14 protein-coding genes and 1 pseudogene are annotated in these 17,848 nt (G+C 68.8%); 12 read left to right on the forward strand and 3 right to left on the reverse strand.

What is annotated here, in order from left to right:
* The first annotated feature begins 100 nt into the window (after nucleotides 1-100).
* From AB0D59_RS09060 to AB0D59_RS09095, 8 genes are all read left to right on the forward strand, one after another.
* Nucleotides 101-415 carry a WhiB family transcriptional regulator gene (locus tag AB0D59_RS09060; protein ID WP_362562713.1) on the forward strand — a complete coding sequence of 105 codons (315 nt, stop codon included), beginning with the start codon at nucleotides 101-103 and terminating at the stop codon, nucleotides 413-415.
* Nucleotides 408-1,088 (forward strand): hypothetical protein, encoded by a 681-nt coding sequence (locus AB0D59_RS09065; RefSeq protein ID WP_362562716.1) that lies wholly within the window; start codon nucleotides 408-410, stop codon nucleotides 1,086-1,088. The genes AB0D59_RS09060 and AB0D59_RS09065 overlap by 8 nt, the downstream gene beginning before the upstream one ends.
* Nucleotides 1,085-1,282 (forward strand): hypothetical protein, encoded by a 198-nt coding sequence (locus tag AB0D59_RS09070; RefSeq protein WP_362562719.1) that lies wholly within the window; start codon nucleotides 1,085-1,087, stop codon nucleotides 1,280-1,282. The genes AB0D59_RS09065 and AB0D59_RS09070 overlap by 4 nt, the downstream gene beginning before the upstream one ends.
* Nucleotides 1,283-1,984: 702 nt before the next feature.
* Nucleotides 1,985-2,356, forward strand: coding sequence for a 30S ribosomal protein S12 (gene rpsL, locus AB0D59_RS09075; protein ID WP_003948652.1), 372 nt, complete (start codon nucleotides 1,985-1,987; stop codon nucleotides 2,354-2,356).
* 2 nt (nucleotides 2,357-2,358) lie between these two features.
* Nucleotides 2,359-2,829 (forward strand): 30S ribosomal protein S7, encoded by a 471-nt coding sequence (rpsG, locus tag AB0D59_RS09080; protein ID WP_007384059.1) that lies wholly within the window; start codon nucleotides 2,359-2,361, stop codon nucleotides 2,827-2,829.
* A 39-nt stretch (nucleotides 2,830-2,868) separates the two neighbouring features.
* The gene (gene fusA / locus AB0D59_RS09085) at nucleotides 2,869-4,995 is read left to right on the forward strand and encodes an elongation factor G (RefSeq protein ID WP_352223089.1); all 2,127 of its coding nucleotides are present in this window, start codon (nucleotides 2,869-2,871) and stop codon (nucleotides 4,993-4,995) included.
* Between the two features lie 156 nt (nucleotides 4,996-5,151).
* Nucleotides 5,152-6,345: an elongation factor Tu gene (gene tuf / locus AB0D59_RS09090; protein ID WP_351693772.1), complete on the forward strand. Its 1,194-nt coding sequence runs from the start codon at nucleotides 5,152-5,154 to the stop codon at nucleotides 6,343-6,345.
* A 180-nt stretch (nucleotides 6,346-6,525) separates the two neighbouring features.
* A complete protein-coding gene (locus AB0D59_RS09095; RefSeq protein ID WP_362562722.1) occupies nucleotides 6,526-9,516 on the forward strand; it encodes a glycosyl hydrolase 115 family protein in 2,991 nt (996 codons plus the stop codon).
* An 81-nt stretch (nucleotides 9,517-9,597) separates the two neighbouring features.
* Here AB0D59_RS09095 and AB0D59_RS09100 read toward each other — a convergent pair whose 3' ends face one another.
* From AB0D59_RS09100 to AB0D59_RS09110, 3 genes and pseudogenes are all read right to left on the reverse strand, one after another.
* Nucleotides 9,598-10,440, reverse strand: coding sequence for an FkbM family methyltransferase (locus AB0D59_RS09100; protein ID WP_362562724.1), 843 nt, complete (start codon nucleotides 10,438-10,440; stop codon nucleotides 9,598-9,600).
* Between the two features lie 147 nt (nucleotides 10,441-10,587).
* A pseudogene (locus tag AB0D59_RS09105) lies at nucleotides 10,588-10,874 on the reverse strand (hypothetical protein); the annotation flags it as partial.
* A gap of 215 nt (nucleotides 10,875-11,089) precedes the next feature.
* Entirely contained in the window at nucleotides 11,090-11,434 is a 345-nt protein-coding gene (locus AB0D59_RS09110) for a hypothetical protein (protein ID WP_362562727.1), read from the reverse strand.
* 78 nt (nucleotides 11,435-11,512) lie between these two features.
* On the opposite strand from AB0D59_RS09110, the gene AB0D59_RS09115 reads away from it, so the two are divergent.
* The 4 genes from AB0D59_RS09115 to AB0D59_RS09130 all read left to right on the forward strand — a co-directional run bounded on the left by AB0D59_RS09115 (nucleotide 11,513) and on the right by AB0D59_RS09130 (nucleotide 17,842).
* Nucleotides 11,513-12,160, forward strand: coding sequence for a hypothetical protein (locus tag AB0D59_RS09115; RefSeq protein WP_362562729.1), 648 nt, complete (start codon nucleotides 11,513-11,515; stop codon nucleotides 12,158-12,160).
* Nucleotides 12,161-12,173: 13 nt separating this feature from the next.
* A complete protein-coding gene (locus AB0D59_RS09120) occupies nucleotides 12,174-12,569 on the forward strand; it encodes a hypothetical protein (protein ID WP_362562731.1) in 396 nt (131 codons plus the stop codon).
* Between the two features lie 183 nt (nucleotides 12,570-12,752).
* Complete coding sequence (locus tag AB0D59_RS09125; protein ID WP_362562734.1) at nucleotides 12,753-13,085, forward strand: hypothetical protein; 333 nt, start codon at nucleotides 12,753-12,755, stop codon at nucleotides 13,083-13,085.
* Between the two features lie 173 nt (nucleotides 13,086-13,258).
* On the forward strand, nucleotides 13,259-17,842 hold the full coding sequence (locus tag AB0D59_RS09130; protein ID WP_362562736.1) for a DUF6531 domain-containing protein: 4,584 nt from the start codon (nucleotides 13,259-13,261) through the stop codon (nucleotides 17,840-17,842).
* The last annotated feature ends 6 nt before the right edge of the window (nucleotides 17,843-17,848 follow it).

Genomic DNA, 17,848 nt, shown 5'->3' on the forward strand with positions numbered 1-17,848 from the left:
CCCGGAGAGCCGGACGGCCACTCCTGAGAAGCCACTGAAGGCAAGACCCCATAAGCCACATCCGGCCCTCCCGGGCCACCTAACAACTTACGGAGGCCCCATGTCCGTGTCCGTCACCGGCTCATGCCCACCACCCGCCTGGCAGGCCGCGGCCGCCTTCGCCGGGCTCCCGCCCGGGGTCGTCTTCTCCAGGAAGGTCAAGGAGGCCGCGCCCGCGCTACAGGCCTGCGCCCGCTGCCCGGTGCGCCGCAACTGCGAGGAGGCCGTCGCCCCCGCCGACAACTGGTTCGACGGCGTGTGTGGCGGCCGCCTCTGGCGCCGGGGACGCCCGGTCGAGATCCCCGCCCAGCTCCTGCCGGTCATGCAGAGCCCGGTCGTACAGGGCGCGCTGCGCCGCGGAGGCTCCGTTGCCTGACCCTCGTACGACCCCTGCTCCTTCTGGCGACCGTCCCGTCGACAACGCCGCCCTCTGGATCGGCCTGCTCCTCCGGCAGTTCCCCGAGCTGTCCGTCGAACTCGCGCCCGGCCGCGCCGCCCCGGACCACCGGCCCACGCCCCCGCCGCCGCCCGCGGACCTCGCCGGCCGGCTCCGTGCGGAGCGCGCCGAGGCCCTGCTCCTCCAGCAGGCCCACGGGCTCGTCGCCCCCGGCCACAGCGCCGCCCCGCTGCGGCTGAACATCTCCGACACCATCCGGGACATCACCGACGGTGTGGTCGAACTGGAGGAAGCGGTGCGGGACCGGCTCGGACTGTCCCGCGTCCGGCGTGCCGCCGTGCCCGAGCGGCTGCGCCGGATCGCCGGTCTCCTCGACGGCATCGCCGCCGACCCGGTCCTCGCCGCCCACGTCCGGGACGAGACCCGCCGGATGGCCCGGCGCTGTGCCCGTGCCCTGGGCGACACCGAGACCGTCGTCCGTGTCTCCGGGCGCTGTCCCTGGTGCGACTCCGTCTCGCTGCGTGCCTTCCCGGACCGGGCCGCCGTCCTCTGCGTCAATCCGGGCTGCCGGTGCACGGACCCGGACTGCGGCTGCCACGACGACCCGGCCTACCGGCACACCTGGGACGAGGGGGAGTGGCAGCACCGATGAGGTCCGCGTACGCCGAACTGCCCACCCTCATTCCGGGGCCGCTCGCCGCCCAGGAGGCGGGCGTCGCGCCCGCCACCATCAGGAAGTGGGTACAGCTGGGACACCTCAGGGCGGCCGGCAAGGCGGGCCGGGCGGCCCTGTTCCGCCTGGAGGACGTCTTCGCCGCGGAACGCACGGCTTCCCGCCGTCCGTGACGACGGGGGCGCCTCGGAGCCGGCGAGCACCCGCGGGCGTGCGGTGGCTGGTCGTGCAGTTCTCCGCGCCCCTTGCGGGGCCCGCATGTACTCGTGCCGGCGAGCGCCTGCGGGTGCGTGGGGGCTGGTCCGTGCAGTTCCCCGCGCCCCTTGCGGTGCACGCATGTACTCGTGCCGGCGAGCGCCTGCGGGCGTGCGGGGGCTGGTCCGTGCAGTTCTCCGCGCCCCTTGCGGGGCACGCACTCGCGTCGGCCGCCGAGCTGTACCGGGCCGCGGGCAGCCGTGTGGCCCCGCGGCCGTGCCGGGTGTGGGGCGAGGCCGGTGGTCAGAGGGCCGGCCCCGCACCGCACGCCTGTGAAACCCGCCACCGGCGGCTCGCGCCGCTCTCCGTTCGCGTGTCGTTCGTCTTCGTGGTATATCGGAACCCCTGCCAAAACCGCAGCTCAGGTCCTCCGCGACCGGTCCCGCTTCTTTTGTTTTGACCGAAGTGATTGCGCTGGGTACGCTCAGACCTTGTGCCTGGGGTGTGCCCTGACCCTCGTGCGTGCCTTCAAACCGCACCGGAGTGACGAAGTGGCCACCGCGATCCGCGCCCCCTTCTGCCGTTCGGCAGGAGTCCGCGGAATCCGACACACCCGACCGCGTGGGTCGGCGACGTTCCAGGTTAGCTTCACCATTCGGCACACAGAAACCGGAGAAGTAGTGCCTACGATCCAGCAGCTGGTCCGCAAGGGCCGGCAGGACAAGGTCGAGAAGAACAAGACGCCCGCACTCGAGGGTTCCCCTCAGCGTCGTGGCGTCTGCACGCGTGTGTTCACGACCACCCCGAAGAAGCCGAACTCGGCCCTGCGTAAGGTCGCGCGTGTGCGTCTGACCAGCGGTATCGAGGTCACTGCTTACATTCCGGGTGAGGGACACAACCTGCAGGAGCACTCCATCGTGCTCGTGCGCGGCGGCCGTGTGAAGGACCTGCCCGGTGTTCGCTACAAGATCATCCGCGGCTCGCTTGACACCCAGGGTGTCAAGAACCGCAAGCAGGCCCGCAGCCGCTACGGCGCCAAGAAGGAGAAGTAAGAATGCCTCGTAAGGGCCCTGCCCCGAAGCGCCCGGTCATCATCGACCCGGTCTACGGTTCTCCTCTTGTCACCTCGCTCATCAACAAGGTGCTGCTGAACGGCAAGCGCTCCACCGCCGAGCGCATCGTGTACGGCGCCATGGAGGGCCTGCGCGAGAAGACCAGCAACGACCCGGTCATCACGCTCAAGCGCGCGCTGGAGAACATCAAGCCCACGCTTGAGGTCAAGTCCCGCCGTGTCGGTGGCGCCACCTACCAGGTGCCGGTCGAGGTCAAGCCCGGCCGCGCCAACACCCTGGCGCTGCGCTGGCTGGTCGGCTATTCCCGCGCCCGTCGCGAGAAGACCATGACCGAGCGTCTGCTCAACGAGCTTCTCGACGCTTCGAACGGCCTTGGTGCGGCCGTCAAGAAGCGCGAGGACACCCACAAGATGGCCGAGTCCAACAAGGCCTTCGCGCACTACCGCTGGTAGTCGCTACCCACATCGAGACCGAGAGAAGACTGAAGCCTTATGGCTACCACTTCACTTGACCTGGCCAGGGTCCGCAACATCGGGATCATGGCCCACATCGACGCGGGCAAGACGACCACCACCGAGCGGATCCTGTTCTACACCGGTGTGTCGTACAAGATCGGTGAGGTCCACGACGGCGCCGCCACCATGGACTGGATGGAGCAGGAGCAGGAGCGTGGCATCACGATCACCTCTGCTGCCACCACCTGTCACTGGCCGCTTGAGGACAACGACTACACGATCAACATCATCGACACCCCGGGCCACGTCGACTTCACCGTCGAGGTGGAGCGTTCGCTGCGCGTCCTCGACGGTGCCGTGACGGTGTTCGACGGTGTCGCCGGTGTCGAGCCCCAGTCCGAGACGGTGTGGCGTCAGGCCGACCGCTACGGCGTGCCGCGCATCTGCTTCGTGAACAAGCTGGACCGTACCGGCGCCGAGTTCCACCGCTGTGTGGACATGATCTCGGACCGTCTGGGTGCTGTGCCGCTCGTCATGCAGCTGCCGATCGGTGCCGAGATGGACTTCAAGGGCGTTGTGGACCTGGTCCGCATGAAGGCGCTCGTGTGGTCCGCCGAGGCGGCGAAGGGCGAGATGTACGACGTCGTCGACATCCCGGCCACGCACACCGAGGCTGCCGAGGAGTACCGCGGCAAGCTGGTCGAGGCCGTCGCGGAGAACGACGACGAGATCATGGAGCTGTTCCTGGAGGGCCAGGAGCCCACCGAGGAGCAGCTGTACGCCGCGATCCGTCGTATCACCATCGCGTCCGGCAAGTCCGACGGTGTCACGGTCACCCCCGTGTTCTGCGGTACCGCGTTCAAGAACAAGGGTGTCCAGCCCCTGCTCGACGCGGTCGTGCGCTACCTGCCGACCCCGCTCGACGTCGAGGCCATCGAGGGCCACGACGTCAAGGACCCCGAGGTCGTCGTCAAGCGCAAGCCGTCCGACGACGAGCCGCTGTCCGCGCTGGCGTTCAAGATCATGAGCGACCCGCACCTCGGCAAGCTCACCTTCGTCCGGGTCTACTCGGGCCGCCTGGAGTCCGGCACCGCCGTGCTGAACTCCGTCAAGGGCAAGAAGGAGCGCATCGGCAAGATCTACCGCATGCACGCGAACAAGCGTGAGGAGATCGAGTCGGTGGGCGCCGGCGACATCATCGCCGTCATGGGTCTGAAGCAGACCACGACCGGTGAGACGCTGTGTGACGACAAGCAGCCGGTGATCCTGGAGTCCATGGACTTCCCGGCGCCGGTCATCCAGGTCGCCATCGAGCCCAAGTCGAAGGGCGACCAGGAGAAGCTGGGCGTCGCGATCCAGCGCCTGGCCGAGGAGGACCCGTCCTTCCAGGTCCACTCGGACGAGGAGACCGGCCAGACCATCATCGGTGGTATGGGCGAGCTGCACCTCGAGGTGCTGGTCGACCGCATGCGCCGTGAGTTCAAGGTCGAGGCCAACGTCGGCAAGCCGCAGGTCGCGTACCGCGAGACGATCCGCAAGGCCGTCGAGCGCGTGGACTACACCCACAAGAAGCAGACCGGTGGTACCGGTCAGTTCGCCAAGGTGCAGATCGCGATCGAGCCCATCGAGAGCGGCGACGCCTCGTACGAGTTCGTGAACAAGGTGACCGGTGGCCGTATCCCGAAGGAGTACATCCCTTCGGTGGACGCCGGTGCGCAGGAGGCCATGCAGTTCGGCATCCTCGCCGGGTACGAGATGACGGGCGTCCGCGTCACGCTTCTCGACGGTGCCTACCACGAGGTCGACTCCTCCGAGCTCGCGTTCAAGATCGCCGGTTCGCAGGCCTTCAAGGAGGCCGCGCGCAAGGCGTCCCCCGTGCTCCTTGAGCCGATGATGGCCGTCGAGGTCACCACGCCCGAGGACTACATGGGTGAGGTCATCGGCGACATCAACTCCCGCCGTGGTCAGATCCAGGCCATGGAGGAGCGGGCCGGTGCCCGCGTCGTGAAGGGCCTCGTGCCCCTCTCGGAGATGTTCGGTTACGTCGGCGACCTGCGCAGCAAGACGTCCGGCCGGGCCAGCTACTCCATGCAGTTCGACTCCTACGCCGAGGTTCCGCGGAACGTCGCCGAGGAGATCATCGCGAAGGCCAAGGGCGAGTAACGCACCGCGCTACGACGCTTTAGGCTTGACCCCGGAGCCTCACGGGCCGTTCCTCCGCATTCGTGGCGGAATGGCCCGGGGCCCGGGAACCAACAGCAAAGATCACCTGGCGCCGATCGAATCAAGGCGTACAGAACCACTCCCAGGAGGACCCCAGTGGCGAAGGCGAAGTTCGAGCGGACTAAGCCGCACGTCAACATCGGCACCATCGGTCACATCGACCACGGTAAGACGACCCTCACGGCCGCCATTACCAAGGTGCTGCACGACGCGTACCCGGACCTGAACGAGGCCACCGCGTTCGACAACATCGACAAGGCGCCCGAGGAGCGTCAGCGCGGTATCACCATCTCCATCGCGCACGTCGAGTACCAGACGGAGACCCGTCACTACGCCCACGTCGACTGCCCGGGTCACGCGGACTACATCAAGAACATGATCACCGGTGCTGCGCAGATGGACGGTGCGATCCTCGTCGTCGCCGCCACCGACGGCCCGATGCCGCAGACCAAGGAGCACGTGCTCCTGGCCCGCCAGGTCGGCGTGCCGTACATCGTCGTCGCCCTGAACAAGGCCGACATGGTGGACGACGAGGAGATCCTGGAGCTCGTCGAGCTCGAGGTCCGTGAGCTCCTCTCCGAGTACGAGTTCCCGGGCGACGACCTGCCGGTCGTCAAGGTCTCCGCGCTCAAGGCCCTCGAGGGCGACGCCGAGTGGACCCAGTCCGTCCTCGACCTGATGAAGGCCGTCGACGAGTCCATCCCGGAGCCCGAGCGTGACGTCGACAAGCCGTTCCTGATGCCGATCGAGGACGTCTTCACGATCACCGGTCGTGGCACCGTCGTCACCGGTCGTATCGAGCGTGGTGTCCTCAAGGTCAACGAGACCGTCGACATCATCGGCATCAAGACCGAGAAGACCACCACCACGGTCACCGGCATCGAGATGTTCCGCAAGCTGCTCGACGAGGGCCAGGCCGGTGAGAACGTCGGTCTGCTCCTCCGTGGCATCAAGCGCGAGGACGTCGAGCGCGGCCAGGTCATCATCAAGCCGGGTTCGGTCACGCCGCACACCGAGTTCGAGGCGACCGCGTACATCCTGTCCAAGGACGAGGGTGGCCGTCACACGCCGTTCTTCAACAACTACCGCCCGCAGTTCTACTTCCGTACCACGGACGTGACCGGCGTCGTGACCCTCCCCGAGGGCACCGAGATGGTCATGCCGGGCGACAACACCGACATGAAGGTGGAGCTGATCCAGCCCATCGCCATGGAGGAGGGCCTGAAGTTCGCCATCCGTGAGGGTGGTCGCACGGTGGGCGCCGGCCAGGTCACCAAGATCAACAAGTGATCTCGGCCCGCAAGGGCTGACCCGGTAGGTATCCGAAAGGCCCGTACGACTCCGGTCGTACGGGCCTTTCGGCGTACCGACGTCTCGAAACTATTCGGCGCGTACGACCCCTGGTTCCCGGGAGCCACTCACCCCACCATTTGTCATGCCGCTGACCAAATTCGGGTGGAGGGGTGAGGCATGTCTGTGAGCCGCAGGACCGTGCTGGGCGCGGGTGCCGCCGCCGTACCGGTGCTGTCGTCGCATCTCGCCCGGGCGGGCGGCGACGGCGAGCCGAGGGTGACGGACCCGGGGGCGTACATCTCCTTCAGCGGCGGGGCGTTCTCGCTCGTCGGCGCCCCGGTCGTGGTGAGCGCCGAGGATCACCCCGGAGTCGTACGGGTGGCAGGTGACCTCCGTACCGACATCGAGCGCGTGACCGGCGTACGCCCGGGCGCGACCATCGCCCGGCGGGCGGTGCTCGTCGGCACGATCGGCCGCAGCCCGCTGATCGACGGCCTGGTGGCGTCCGGCAAGCTGGACGTGACGGGCGTCCGGGGCCGCTGGGAGACCTCGCTGCAGGCGGTGGTCGAGCATCCGCTGCCCGGCGTGGAGCAGGCCTTCGTCATCGCGGGCAGCGACCCGCGCGGCACGATCTTCGGGGCCTACGACGTCTCGTACGGCATCGGGGTCTCGCCCTGGTACTGGTGGGACGACGTACCGCCGGCCCACCGCGACCGGGTGTGGGTGCTGCCGGGCCGCCACACCCAGGGCACGCCGGCGGTGAGGTACCGCGGCTTCTTCGTCAACGACGAGAACCCGGCGCTCGGGACCTGGGCCCCGGCCCACTTCGGACCCGGCAAGGCCCCCGGCTACCCCGGCGGCTTCAACGCGGACTTCTACGCCCGTGTCTTCGAGGTGCTGCTCCGGCTGAAGGGCAACTACCTCTGGCCGGCGGTGTGGGGGCGGGCGTTCGCGGAGGACGACCCGGAGAACCACCGCAGGGCTGCCGAATACGGAGTTGTCATGGGCACGTCCCATGAGGCTCCGATGATGCGGGGGATCGAGGAGTGGAACCGCCACGCGGCCGACGGGACCGACCCCTACGGGGGCACGGGCGAGTGGTCGTACCTCCGCAACCCGACGGCGATCAGGGCGTACTGGCGGGCCGGCATCCAGCGGATGGTCGACCAGGGCTTCGAGGGCGTGGTCACCCTCGGCATGCGCGGCAACGGAGACACCGGTCTCCCCGACGGCGACGGCATCGAACTGATGCAGGAGATCATCGCGGCACAGCGGGGGATCATCGAGGAGGTCACGGGCAGGCCGGCCGCCGAGACCCCTCAGGTGTGGACGCTCTACAAGGAGGTCCAGCGCTACTGGGACCGGGGGCTCAGGGCGCCCGACGACGTCACCGTGGTCCTGACGGACGACAACTGGGGCAACATCCGCAGGCACCCGTCCCCGGCGGAACCCCGAAGCGGCGGATACGGCCTGTACTACCACTTCGACTACGTCGGTGCCGGCCGCAACTACAAGTGGGTCGACACGGCCAACCTGCGCAACGTCTGGGACCAGCTCCACCAGGCGCACGCCTACGGCAACCACGGCCTGTGGGTGGCCAACGTGGGCGACCTGAAGGGCAACGAACTGCCGACCCAGTTCTTCCTCGACTACGCCTGGAACCCGCAGCGTTGGGACATCGACCGGCTGGGGGAGTGGGAGCGCGGATACGCGCGCCAGAACTTCGGCGAGGAGGCGGCGCGGGAGGCAGCCGAACTGCTCGCCGCCTACGGCCGGTTGCAGGCGCGCCGCAAGCCGGAGCTGCTGAACCGCCGGATCACGCTCGGGGACGACGGCCAGGTGGTGTACGACGATCAGCAGACCCCCTTCTCCTTCGAGCACCGTGAGTTGGAGCGGGTGACGGAGGAGTGGCGGGAGCTGGGCAGAAGGGCGACGCGGATCGAGCGCCGGCTGCCGGCGACGGTACGGGACGCGTGGTTCGAGCTGGTCGGGTACGAGGTGACGGCGACCGCCAACCTGTACGCGCTGCGGGAGGCCGAGTTCACGAACCTGCGCTACGCCCGTGAGGGCAGAGCGGCGGCCAACGACCGCGCGGCGGGCGCGGAGCAGGGACTGCTACGGGACTTCGCCCTGGCCGAGCGCTTCAACTCCGCGGTGGCGGGCGGAAAATGGCGGGGCTTCCAGACCCAGCCGCACATCGACTACGGGGACGTGGACCGGTACGGCCCCAACGCGCCCTGGCAGCAGCCGGAGAAGGACAACGTGGCCCTGCCGGACGTCCTGTTCCCGGCGGTACGGCGGATCGAGGTGCCGGACGCGGCGGGGCTGGGGGTGTCGGTGGACGGGGACGGGGACCCGGACGGGGACTCGTTGGATCTGCCGTCGTTCAGCCCGTACCAGACCCGGCCGCAGCAGTACGTCGAGGTGTTCAACCGGGGCCGTATGCCCTTCGACTACCGGGTGGATACGTCGGTGCCCTGGCTGGTGGTGGATCGTCCGCGGGGCCGGGTGACGCGGCAGGTCCGGGTGGAGGTGCGGGTGGACTGGTCCCGGGCACCGGCCGGCCGGTTCGCGGGATCGCTGACGGTGAGCGGGGCGGGGGAGTCGGTGACGGTGGGGTGCGTCGCGGAGAAGCCGTCGGCACGGGGGCTGCGGGGCTTCGTCGAGGCGGGCGGCTATGTGGCGATCGACGCGGAGCACCACGACCGCGCGGTCGGCGGCTGGCGCCGGCTGGAGGGCATCGGCCGGACCGGCGCGGGGATGACGCCGTGGCCGGTGACGGGGGGCTGGGGAGACGCGTGGCCCCGGCTGGAGTACGCGGTGACCCTGCTGTCGGCGGGGGAGGTGACGGTGTGGGCGTACCTGTCCCCACGGAATCCGGCGCTGCCGACGACGGCCGGCCTGCGCTACGCGCTGTCCTTCGACGACGACCGTCCCCAGCCGGTGGACATCACCGCGGGCGCGGACGACGGCCTGCTGAATGTGGTGTGGGCGCGGAACACGTCGGACAACGTGAACCGGACGGCGACCCGCCACACGGTGGGATCCGGGGTCCACCACCTGAAGTTCTGGGCGGTGGACCCCACGGTGGTGGTGCAGCGGCTGGTGATCGACACGGGCGGGCTGACGCCGACGTATCTGGGGCCGTTGGAGAGCCGTCGGGTGTAGGGGGACAGGCTGCGATTCCCGATTCCGACAGGCCCGGACCCTCCGGGACCCCGGTGTGCCAGGGGCGGGGACAGCCTCAGTTCAGTCCTTCGGGGCGAAGAGCAGGTTCCGGGTGCGGGCGGGCCGGGGCTCGCGCCAGGGCACCGGCGTGCCGTCGGCCTCGGTGATCCAGTGGGCGTCGTAGCCGAGCGGTTCGAACTCGGCGAAGAGCTCGTCGAGGGAGGCGTCGACCAGGGCCTCCAGGACCAGGGTCGGCCGGTCGCGCTTGAGCACCTGGCGCGCCCCGCGCAGCACCGACATCTCGTGGCCCTCCACGTCGATCTTGACGAGGTCCAGCTTGGTGTCGGCGAACACCTCGTCGAGGGTGACGAGCTGGATGCGCTTGAGCTGGGCGTCGGGTGCGGCGCCCTCCAGGGTCGAACCGGTGGACAGCAGGTTCCCGGAGAACCGGACGCTGATGTCGGCCCAGCCGGGCTCGCTGGAGACACCGGCCTGGTGGAGCCTGACGTTCTGGAGGCCGTTCGAGCGGACGTTCACGGACAGCCGCGAGTGAATCTGGTCGACCGGCTCGAAGGAATGCACCTTCGCCTTCGGATTGGCGTGCGCGGCGATCATCGAGAAGTAGCCGACATGGGCGCCGACGTCGGCGATCGTCGCGCTCCGCGCCGCCAGCCGGGACCAGGTGGCGAGCGTGCCGGGCTCGTAGCCGAACGTCCCGTTCCACAGGGTGTCCATGGCGACCGCATCGTCGTTCACACAGAACATCACGAACGGCGGACAGTACGGCGAGTCGATCTCAACGTAGCCGCGGTACGGGAACTTCTTGCGGTGCACGCGGATGATGTCGCCGGTGGCCACGGGCCGGACCGACGGCGCGTGGGCCAGCATGCGTGCATTGGCTGCTTCGACCTCGGAAATGCGCATTGGGCGATGGTAAAGCCAGGGCCAGGAATTGTCACAGGGTCCGAAAATATTCCGTAAGGACTGGTCACGGGCGGGTGCGAACGGCTATTTCATCCGGTAGCCATTCCGAATAACTTAGAATTCACCTTTCCTTTCTCCTGAGGTGGGTCAGCCTTCGGTCGAGCGGGTCAGGGCCTCGGTGATCAGCCGGGTGGCGAAGTCCTGGTCGTCGGTGAGCCGGTTGATGTGCTCCGCGAGCAGCACGGCCGTGGCCTCCAGGGCGCTTGGCCCAGTCCCCGTACTGTCGGCGCCACAGACTGGGGCTCAGGCCGGTACCGGCCGCCACCAGCAGGCCGGTCATGGTGGGGATGACCTCGGGACGGACGCTCCTGCCGCATCATGCGGGTCGACGCCACGAAGCTGGGCACCACGTACTCGATCACGTCCCTGTCGTGGGCCGGACGACAGTCGCCGACGGAGCTGGCCGAGCCGTTCACCTGCCCGCTTCACGCACGAGATGGTGTTCCGCCGTTGCCCGCGCCGCGCGGAGCATGACATCGTCCGCGAGGCCGACTTCGCCTGCGTCTTCTGCGGCGCCGAACTGCCGGAGACCTGGAACGTGGACCCCGGGGAATGACCGGCCGGGCGACCGGTCCCGGCTGAGCGTGTACTACTCCGCCTTCGGCCCGCCGCCACCCTGCTGCTGTTCCTCCGGCCGGACCGCGTCCTTCGCCTTCTTCGCGAGGTCGTCGTCCAGTTTCTTGAACTCGCGGACCACGGTGTCGGACATGTCGGCGAGCGAGTCGATCTGCTTGGTGATGTCCTCGCGGCCGTCGTGCCAGTTGGACTCGAAGTCGTCGAGGGCGTCGTAGACCGTGCCGCTGCCGACGTCGTCCCGGTAGGACTCGAACATCTTCTTGGTGTGGTTGAGACGTTCCTTGATGGAGCGCAGCTGGCGGCCGTAGTCCTCCAGCTCGCTCAGCGGTATCGCGAGGTCACTCTTGCCTTTGCCCACGTGACCGTCCCCCGTTCGCGCATCTCGTAGTCTGGCCGCACCGTATATCAGATCACCGGAACGGGGACGGCGTACACCATGGCCCGCTACATAGAGACGCTCACCATCGAGCGCGGCGGTTTCCGGATCAAGGTGCCCGAGTCGTGGTGGGAGTTCGACGTGCGGCCGGAGTCGCGGGACGACTCGATCCGGCGGATGGTGAACGAGCGCGTGGCCCAGCACCCGGAGCTGGCGCAGTACCGGGACACGTACGTCGCCTTCCTGCGCAAGTCCGCGGCCGACGCGTGGAAGTCGGGCGCGATGTACTGCGGTTGCATGGCGGAGAGCTTCGGCGGGGACACGCCGATCACGGGTTCGGTCACGGTGTCGCTGGTCGGCGGCCGTACCCGCGAGGGCGCGCCGCTCGCCAACGACCCGGCCGCCATCGCCGCCCAGCTCGCGCCGAAGGAGGCGCACCGGGAGGGCGACTCCTGGCGCAAGGTGACGACCGTCGACATCCCCGGCGTGGGGCCGGCCGCCCGGACGTACGGCATCGAGGACATCCCGATCCCCGAGGACGGCCTCAACCGCACCATCCGCGCGGTCCTGATGCAGACATTCATCCCGGTCCCCGGCCAGGAGGGCAAGGTCGCCCTGGTCGCCGGCAGCAGCCAGGTCCTGGACCTGGCCGACTCCTTCTTCGACATCTTCGACGCGATCACGTCGACGTTCCGCTTCGCGGACTGAGCGGGCCGGCCTTTTGGACTGGGAGAGCGGCGAGGGCCTGCTGAGCCTTGACGACCCCGCGGAGTGGGACGCCGCTCTGGAACGCGGCGAGTCCCGCCTCGGCACGGCGGCGATCGGCCTGGCCCTCAACTGTTCGCTGGAGGAGGTGTCCCCTCGGATCGTGAGGGTGCTGAACCTTCCGGACCAGGGTGAGCGGGAGTATGCCTTCACCGCGGCGGGCACCGCGGCCCGCCTCAACGGCCGACTGACCCCGGAGCTGTTTGCGGCGCTGCGCGCCGAAGGCCCGGGCGGCCTGGCCGAGGACGCGATCAGCGACACGCTGACGTTCGTGCCGTACCGGGACCTGCCGTCGTGGTTCAGGCGCCGGTGGGTGTACGTGACGGTGCGGGACAGGCTGCAGTACTGGTGAGCGAGTGCCGGGGACGCATTCGAAGGCGGCCGGCGGGCGCTGCGTGGCCGCTTCACTGAACGGAAGGAGACGCAGTGACCGCACGAGAAGAGCTGCTGCGTCCTGCCCGGGGCCACGCACGACGAGGACGCGGGGCCCACAGGCCACCGGTTCCGGTTTCCGGCGAGTAGGACCTCCGACGTCATGACAGCGGAATTCCTGATGGATCTCGATCAGGGCATGGTCGAGTATTTCCGGGACATCGCGAACGAGATGATCTCGAGGTTCGGTATCTCCCGCGCGGAGGCCGTGGCCAGAATCAACGAGCGCTATCACGACGCGGAGATCTCGGCGTACCCCGATCTCATGTGCCACGAGCTTCCGGAGTACTGGTCGTACGGCCTGTACTACTACCCGAACCCGTCCGGACGTCTGCCCACCGGCGACGACGCCGACGACGAGGGTCTCGACCTGTCCGTCCTGCGGGTCCGCCCCACGCCTCCGGAGGGTTCCCGCTACTGGACGCTCGGGACCTGACAGCGGGCGCCTCGTCCGCACCGTGCACATGCCGGCCTTCGTGCCGTTCCGGCGTCTGCCGTCCGCGTCTCTCATGAGTCCGACCGCCGGGCTTCACCTCGAACGACCGTTCCTTGTAAGTTCGCTTGTGCACAGGCTTGTTGACGGGGCGTACGCGACGGGGGTTGCGGGACATGGCGGGGTATCGGCCGGCGGACTGGCATCCACTCGACCTCGACAAGGACCCGACCCCGGGCGATCCGCAGCGCGTCCGCGCCCTCGCCACCCAGCTCCACGACTTCGCCGACGACGTGTCCGACGCTCTGCGCCTGGTCAAGGGCATGGCCGGCGAGGACACCCTCCTGCAGTGGGCCGGCAAATCCGCGGACGTCTTCAAGGAGCAGTTCAAGGACGTCCCGAAGAACCTGAAGAAGCTGAAGAAGTCGTACGAGATGTGCGGCGACGCCCTCGCGGACTACTGGCCGAAGCTGGAGCGGGCGCAGGCCCTGGCCGACAAGGCGCTCGCCAAGGCGAAGGAGGCCCAGAGCGACCTCTCCTCCGCCAAGTCCCGGCTGTCTTCCGCCGATTCATGGGTCACCCGGGCCGGCAAGGAGGCGGACAAGTACAAGGACGACCCCACCGGCAGCAAGTCCAGCGCGGACAAGCCGGACGAGGCGAAGGTGCGGGCCGCCACCCGGGATGTGCAGAGCGCCAAGTCCGCGCACACCCAGGCGCAGTCGGATGTCACCACCGCGCAGAACGCTCTCGATGCCGCGAAGAAGATGGCCGAGGACGCGCGGAAGATGCGGGACGACGCGGCGGGTGAGGCGAAGCGGAAGATCGACGAGGCCTCCGATGCCGGTATTCCGAACCGGCACTGGTGGCAGGACGTCGGGCACTGGTTCGAGGACAACTGGGACACCATCGTCACGGTCTGCAAGGTCGTCGTCGCGGTCGTCGGGATCATCGCGATGATCATCGGCGGGCCCATCCTCGGCGCGATCGTGCTGGTCGCCGCCCTCGTCGTGCTCGCGGACACGCTCTACAAGTACTCCAAAGGCCAAGCCTCCTTGTGGGATGTGGCCTTTGCCGCGCTGGACTGCATACCCGGCGGCAAGGGCATCACCAGCCTCGGCAAGATGGCCAAGGGGCTGAAGGAGCTGAAGAACCTCAAGGGCGGGCTGAAGGGGATGGAGCTGGGGGTGAAGGGGCTCGGCAAGAGCACCCGTGCCCTCGGCCGGCAGATGAAGAAGCTCTTCACCTGCGGCGACCCCATCGACATGGCGACCGGCCAGATGGTCATGTCCGCCACCGACATCCAGCTGGACGGCGTACTTCCGCTGGTGCTCGAACGCCACTACCGCACGGGAGGTCGGAGCGGACGACTGTTCGGAGCGAGCTGGACATCCACCCTCGACCAGCGGCTGCTGCTCGATGCCACCGGGGTGCGGTTCGCGACCGCGGACGGGATGGTGCTCCAGTATCCGAGGCCGGAGGTGGGCGTGGATCTGCCTCCTGTGGAGGGTCCGTACTGGCCGCTGAGCTGGGACGGCACCCCGGGCGGTGAGCTGACCGTGCACCAGCCCGAAAGCGGGCTGACCCTGTTCTTCCGGCCGGTTCCCGGCGGCGCCGAGGATGAACTGCCCCTGGTCGCCGTCCGTGATCGTAACGACAACAGCGTGACCGTCTCCTACGACGCGGACGGAATGCCCACGGAGGTCCGCCATCACGGTGGCTATCGGGTCGGCGTGACCACGCTGCAGCGACGGATCACCGCCCTGGCCCTGCTCAACTCCTCTGAACAGCCCGTTCTCCTGCGTTATGGCTACGACACCGACGGCAATCTCGCGGAGATACGTGACTCCTCGGACCGTCCGCAGCGATTTCACTACGACGACCGGCGCCGGATCACCGGCTGGGAGGACCGCGCCGGAGCCTGGTACCGGTACACGTACGACGACCAGGACCGTTGTGTGGCCACGCGGGGCGTCGACGGCGTCCTCGACTATTCCTTCGCGTACGAGGACGAGACACGGGAGACCATCGCCGTCAACTCGCTCGGGCACACCACCCGTTACCGGTTCAACGATGCCTACCAGTTGCTGGCCGAGACCGACCCGCTCGGTCACACGGTCCTCCAGGAGTGGGACCGGCGTGACCGGTTGCTGTCGCGCACCGACGCGCTGGGCCGGACGATCCGTCTCGACTGGGACCCGGCGGGCCATCTCGTCGAAGTGCGCCTGCCGGACGGGGCGACCTCCACCTGGCGGTACAACGACCTGAACCTGATGGTCGAGATGGTCGGGTACGACGGCTCCGTCATCCGGCAGGACTGGGACGAGCGGGGCAACTGCACCGCCCTGACCGCCCAGGACGGAGCCGTCACGCGCTTCACACGCGACCCGAGCGGAGCCCTGGCTTCGGTGACGGACGCGCTGGGCGCGGTGACGTCCTTCGTCAACAACCCCGCGGGCCAACCAGTCGCCGTGACGAACCCGCTCGGCGCGGTGACCCGGGCCGCCTACGACCCCTTCGGGCGGCGCGTCGGCATCTGGGACCCGATGGGCGCCACAACCCGCTTCACCTGGACCGTCGAGGGCCGTCTGGAGGCCAGAACCGACCCGGACGGGGCAAGCGAGTCCTGGACGTACGACGGTGAGGGCAACATGCTCACCCGCACCGATGCGGTCGGCCGGACCACTCGGTGCGCCTACGGGCCACTGGGCGTGCTCTCCGCGCGCATCGCGGCCGACGGGGCCCGCCACACGTTCGTGCACGACACCGAACTGCGCCTGGTCCAGGTCGTCGGACCGCACGGACTGACCTGGGACTACACCTACGACAGCGTCGGCCGGCTCGTCAGGGAGTCGGATTTCGACGGTCGTACCCTTGACTACGCCTATGATTCCGCGGGCCAACTCATCAGTCGTACCAACGCGTTGGGCCAGTCGACCGTGTTCGCCTACGACATCGCCGGCAATCAGTGCCGGAAGACGGTGGACGGCAGAACGACCCGCTACGTCCACGACACAGCCGGGCGCGTCCTGGAGGCCGTAGGCCCGGACGTGACCCTGACCTACGTCTACGATCCGATCGGCCGGATCATCGGCGAGACCGCGGACGGACGTGCGCTCACGACCGAGTACGACGCCCTGGGGCGCGCCGTCCGGCGCGCGACCCCGGGCGGTGCCGTCACCACGTACGCCTATGACGCGGCGGGAAACCGGACGGAGCTGACGGCGTCGGGCCGCACGCTGTTCTCGGAGTACGACGCACTCGGGCGGGAGACCGCCCGCAGCATGGGCACCGCGGGACTCGCGCTCCACCAGAGCTGGGACGCCCACCATCGCCTCACCGCGCAGAGCCATACCGCTCCCGGCACCCGGCGCCGGACCATCGACCGCGGCTACACCTACGGGGCGGACGGCCTCCCGACCTCGGTGTCCGACCTGCACACCGGACACCGTCGCTTCGACCTGGACGCGGGGGGCCGCGTCACGGCGGTGCTCGCGACGGACTGGACCGAGAGCTACGCCTACGACCCGGCGGGCAATCAGGCCCGGGCCACCTGGCCCGACCGGCAGCCCGCCGCCGAGGCCCGCGGCGACCGGGACCGGTCCGGCACCCGCGTCACCCGCGCCGGTTCCGTCCACTACGAGTACGACGCCGCGGGACGGGTCGTCCTACGGCGTCGTACCAGGCTGTCGCGCAAGCCCGACATCTGGCGGTACGCCTGGGACGGCGAGGACCGGCTCACGAGCGTCACCACGCCGGACGGCACCGTGTGGCGCTATGTGTACGACTCCCTGGGGCGGCGCGTCGCCAAGCAGCGGCTGGCCGCCGTCGACGGACCGGACACCCCGGCCGCCGTGCTGGAAGAGATCCGTTTCACCTGGGACGGACCGCACCTCGTGGAACAGACGTCGTACGGCGCCGACAGTGACCGGGAAGTGACCCTCACCTGGGACCGCGACGGTCTGGTCCCCGTCGCACAGACGGAACGCACCGTCCTCGCGCAGGCCCCGCAGGACCTCATCGACGAACGCTTCTTCGCCGTCGTCGGCGACCTCGTCGGAACTCCGACGGAACTCGTCGACGAGGACGGGGAGATCGCCGGGAGATCGACCGCCACCTTGTGGGGCCTGGCGACATGGGAGCCGTCCGGCGCAGACACGCCCCTTCGCTTCCCCGGTCAGTACTTCGATCCCGAGTCCGGGCTGCACTACAACAACCTGCGGCACTACGACCCGGCCACGGCCGCCTACCTCAGTCCGGACCCCCTGGGGCTGGAGGCCGGGCCCAACGCCCACGCCTACGTACCCAATCCCCTGCTGTGGGTCGACTATCTGGGCCTGATCTGCCACTCCAAGATCCTCCGCGGGAACATGGAGGCAGAGGGTGTCGTCTTCCAGTCCGGGCAGGCCGCGGCTCACATCGTGCCGTCCACGCTGAACCGCGTGGTCGGGCGCACCGCGGACAGCCGCGCGATCCTGTCGAGGTACGGAGTCGACATCGACGAGGCGGCGAACGGCATCCCCCTGGGGCATGCGCGCCCCCACAACTTCACGCACACCGACGCCTTCCTGCTGCGCCTGAACCAGCACCTGACGGCTGTGGAACGGCAGGGAGTCGCGGCGGGGCTCAGCAAGACGGAGATGGGTGACCTGATCCGCTCGGAATTGCGGACCGTCGGACAGCAGGTCAAGCATGAGCTCTCACCCGGCCAGATGGTGAACGGCGCCCCGGCTCCGACCGCACGCTGGACAAGGCTCCCCTAGAAGGCT

The organism is Streptomyces sp. NPDC048417 (assembly GCF_040651615.1).
In the GTDB taxonomy this organism is placed as follows: Bacteria; Actinomycetota; Actinomycetes; order Streptomycetales; family Streptomycetaceae; genus Streptomyces.

Coding starts and splice junctions, on each gene's coding strand:
- rpsG (WP_007384059.1), top strand. CDS start 2,359: ATGCCTCGTAAGGGCCCTGCCCCGAAGCGCCCGGTCATCATCGACCCG.
- AB0D59_RS09095 (WP_362562722.1), top strand. CDS start 6,526: ATGTCTGTGAGCCGCAGGACCGTGCTGGGCGCGGGTGCCGCCGCCGTA.
- AB0D59_RS09130 (WP_362562736.1), top strand. CDS start 13,259: ATGGCGGGGTATCGGCCGGCGGACTGGCATCCACTCGACCTCGACAAG.
- fusA (WP_352223089.1), top strand. CDS start 2,869: ATGGCTACCACTTCACTTGACCTGGCCAGGGTCCGCAACATCGGGATC.
- AB0D59_RS09100 (WP_362562724.1), bottom strand. CDS start 10,440: ATGCGCATTTCCGAGGTCGAAGCAGCCAATGCACGCATGCTGGCCCAC.
- AB0D59_RS09115 (WP_362562729.1), top strand. CDS start 11,513: ATGGCCCGCTACATAGAGACGCTCACCATCGAGCGCGGCGGTTTCCGG.
- AB0D59_RS09125 (WP_362562734.1), top strand. CDS start 12,753: ATGACAGCGGAATTCCTGATGGATCTCGATCAGGGCATGGTCGAGTAT.
- AB0D59_RS09070 (WP_362562719.1), top strand. CDS start 1,085: ATGAGGTCCGCGTACGCCGAACTGCCCACCCTCATTCCGGGGCCGCTC.
- AB0D59_RS09060 (WP_362562713.1), top strand. CDS start 101: ATGTCCGTGTCCGTCACCGGCTCATGCCCACCACCCGCCTGGCAGGCC.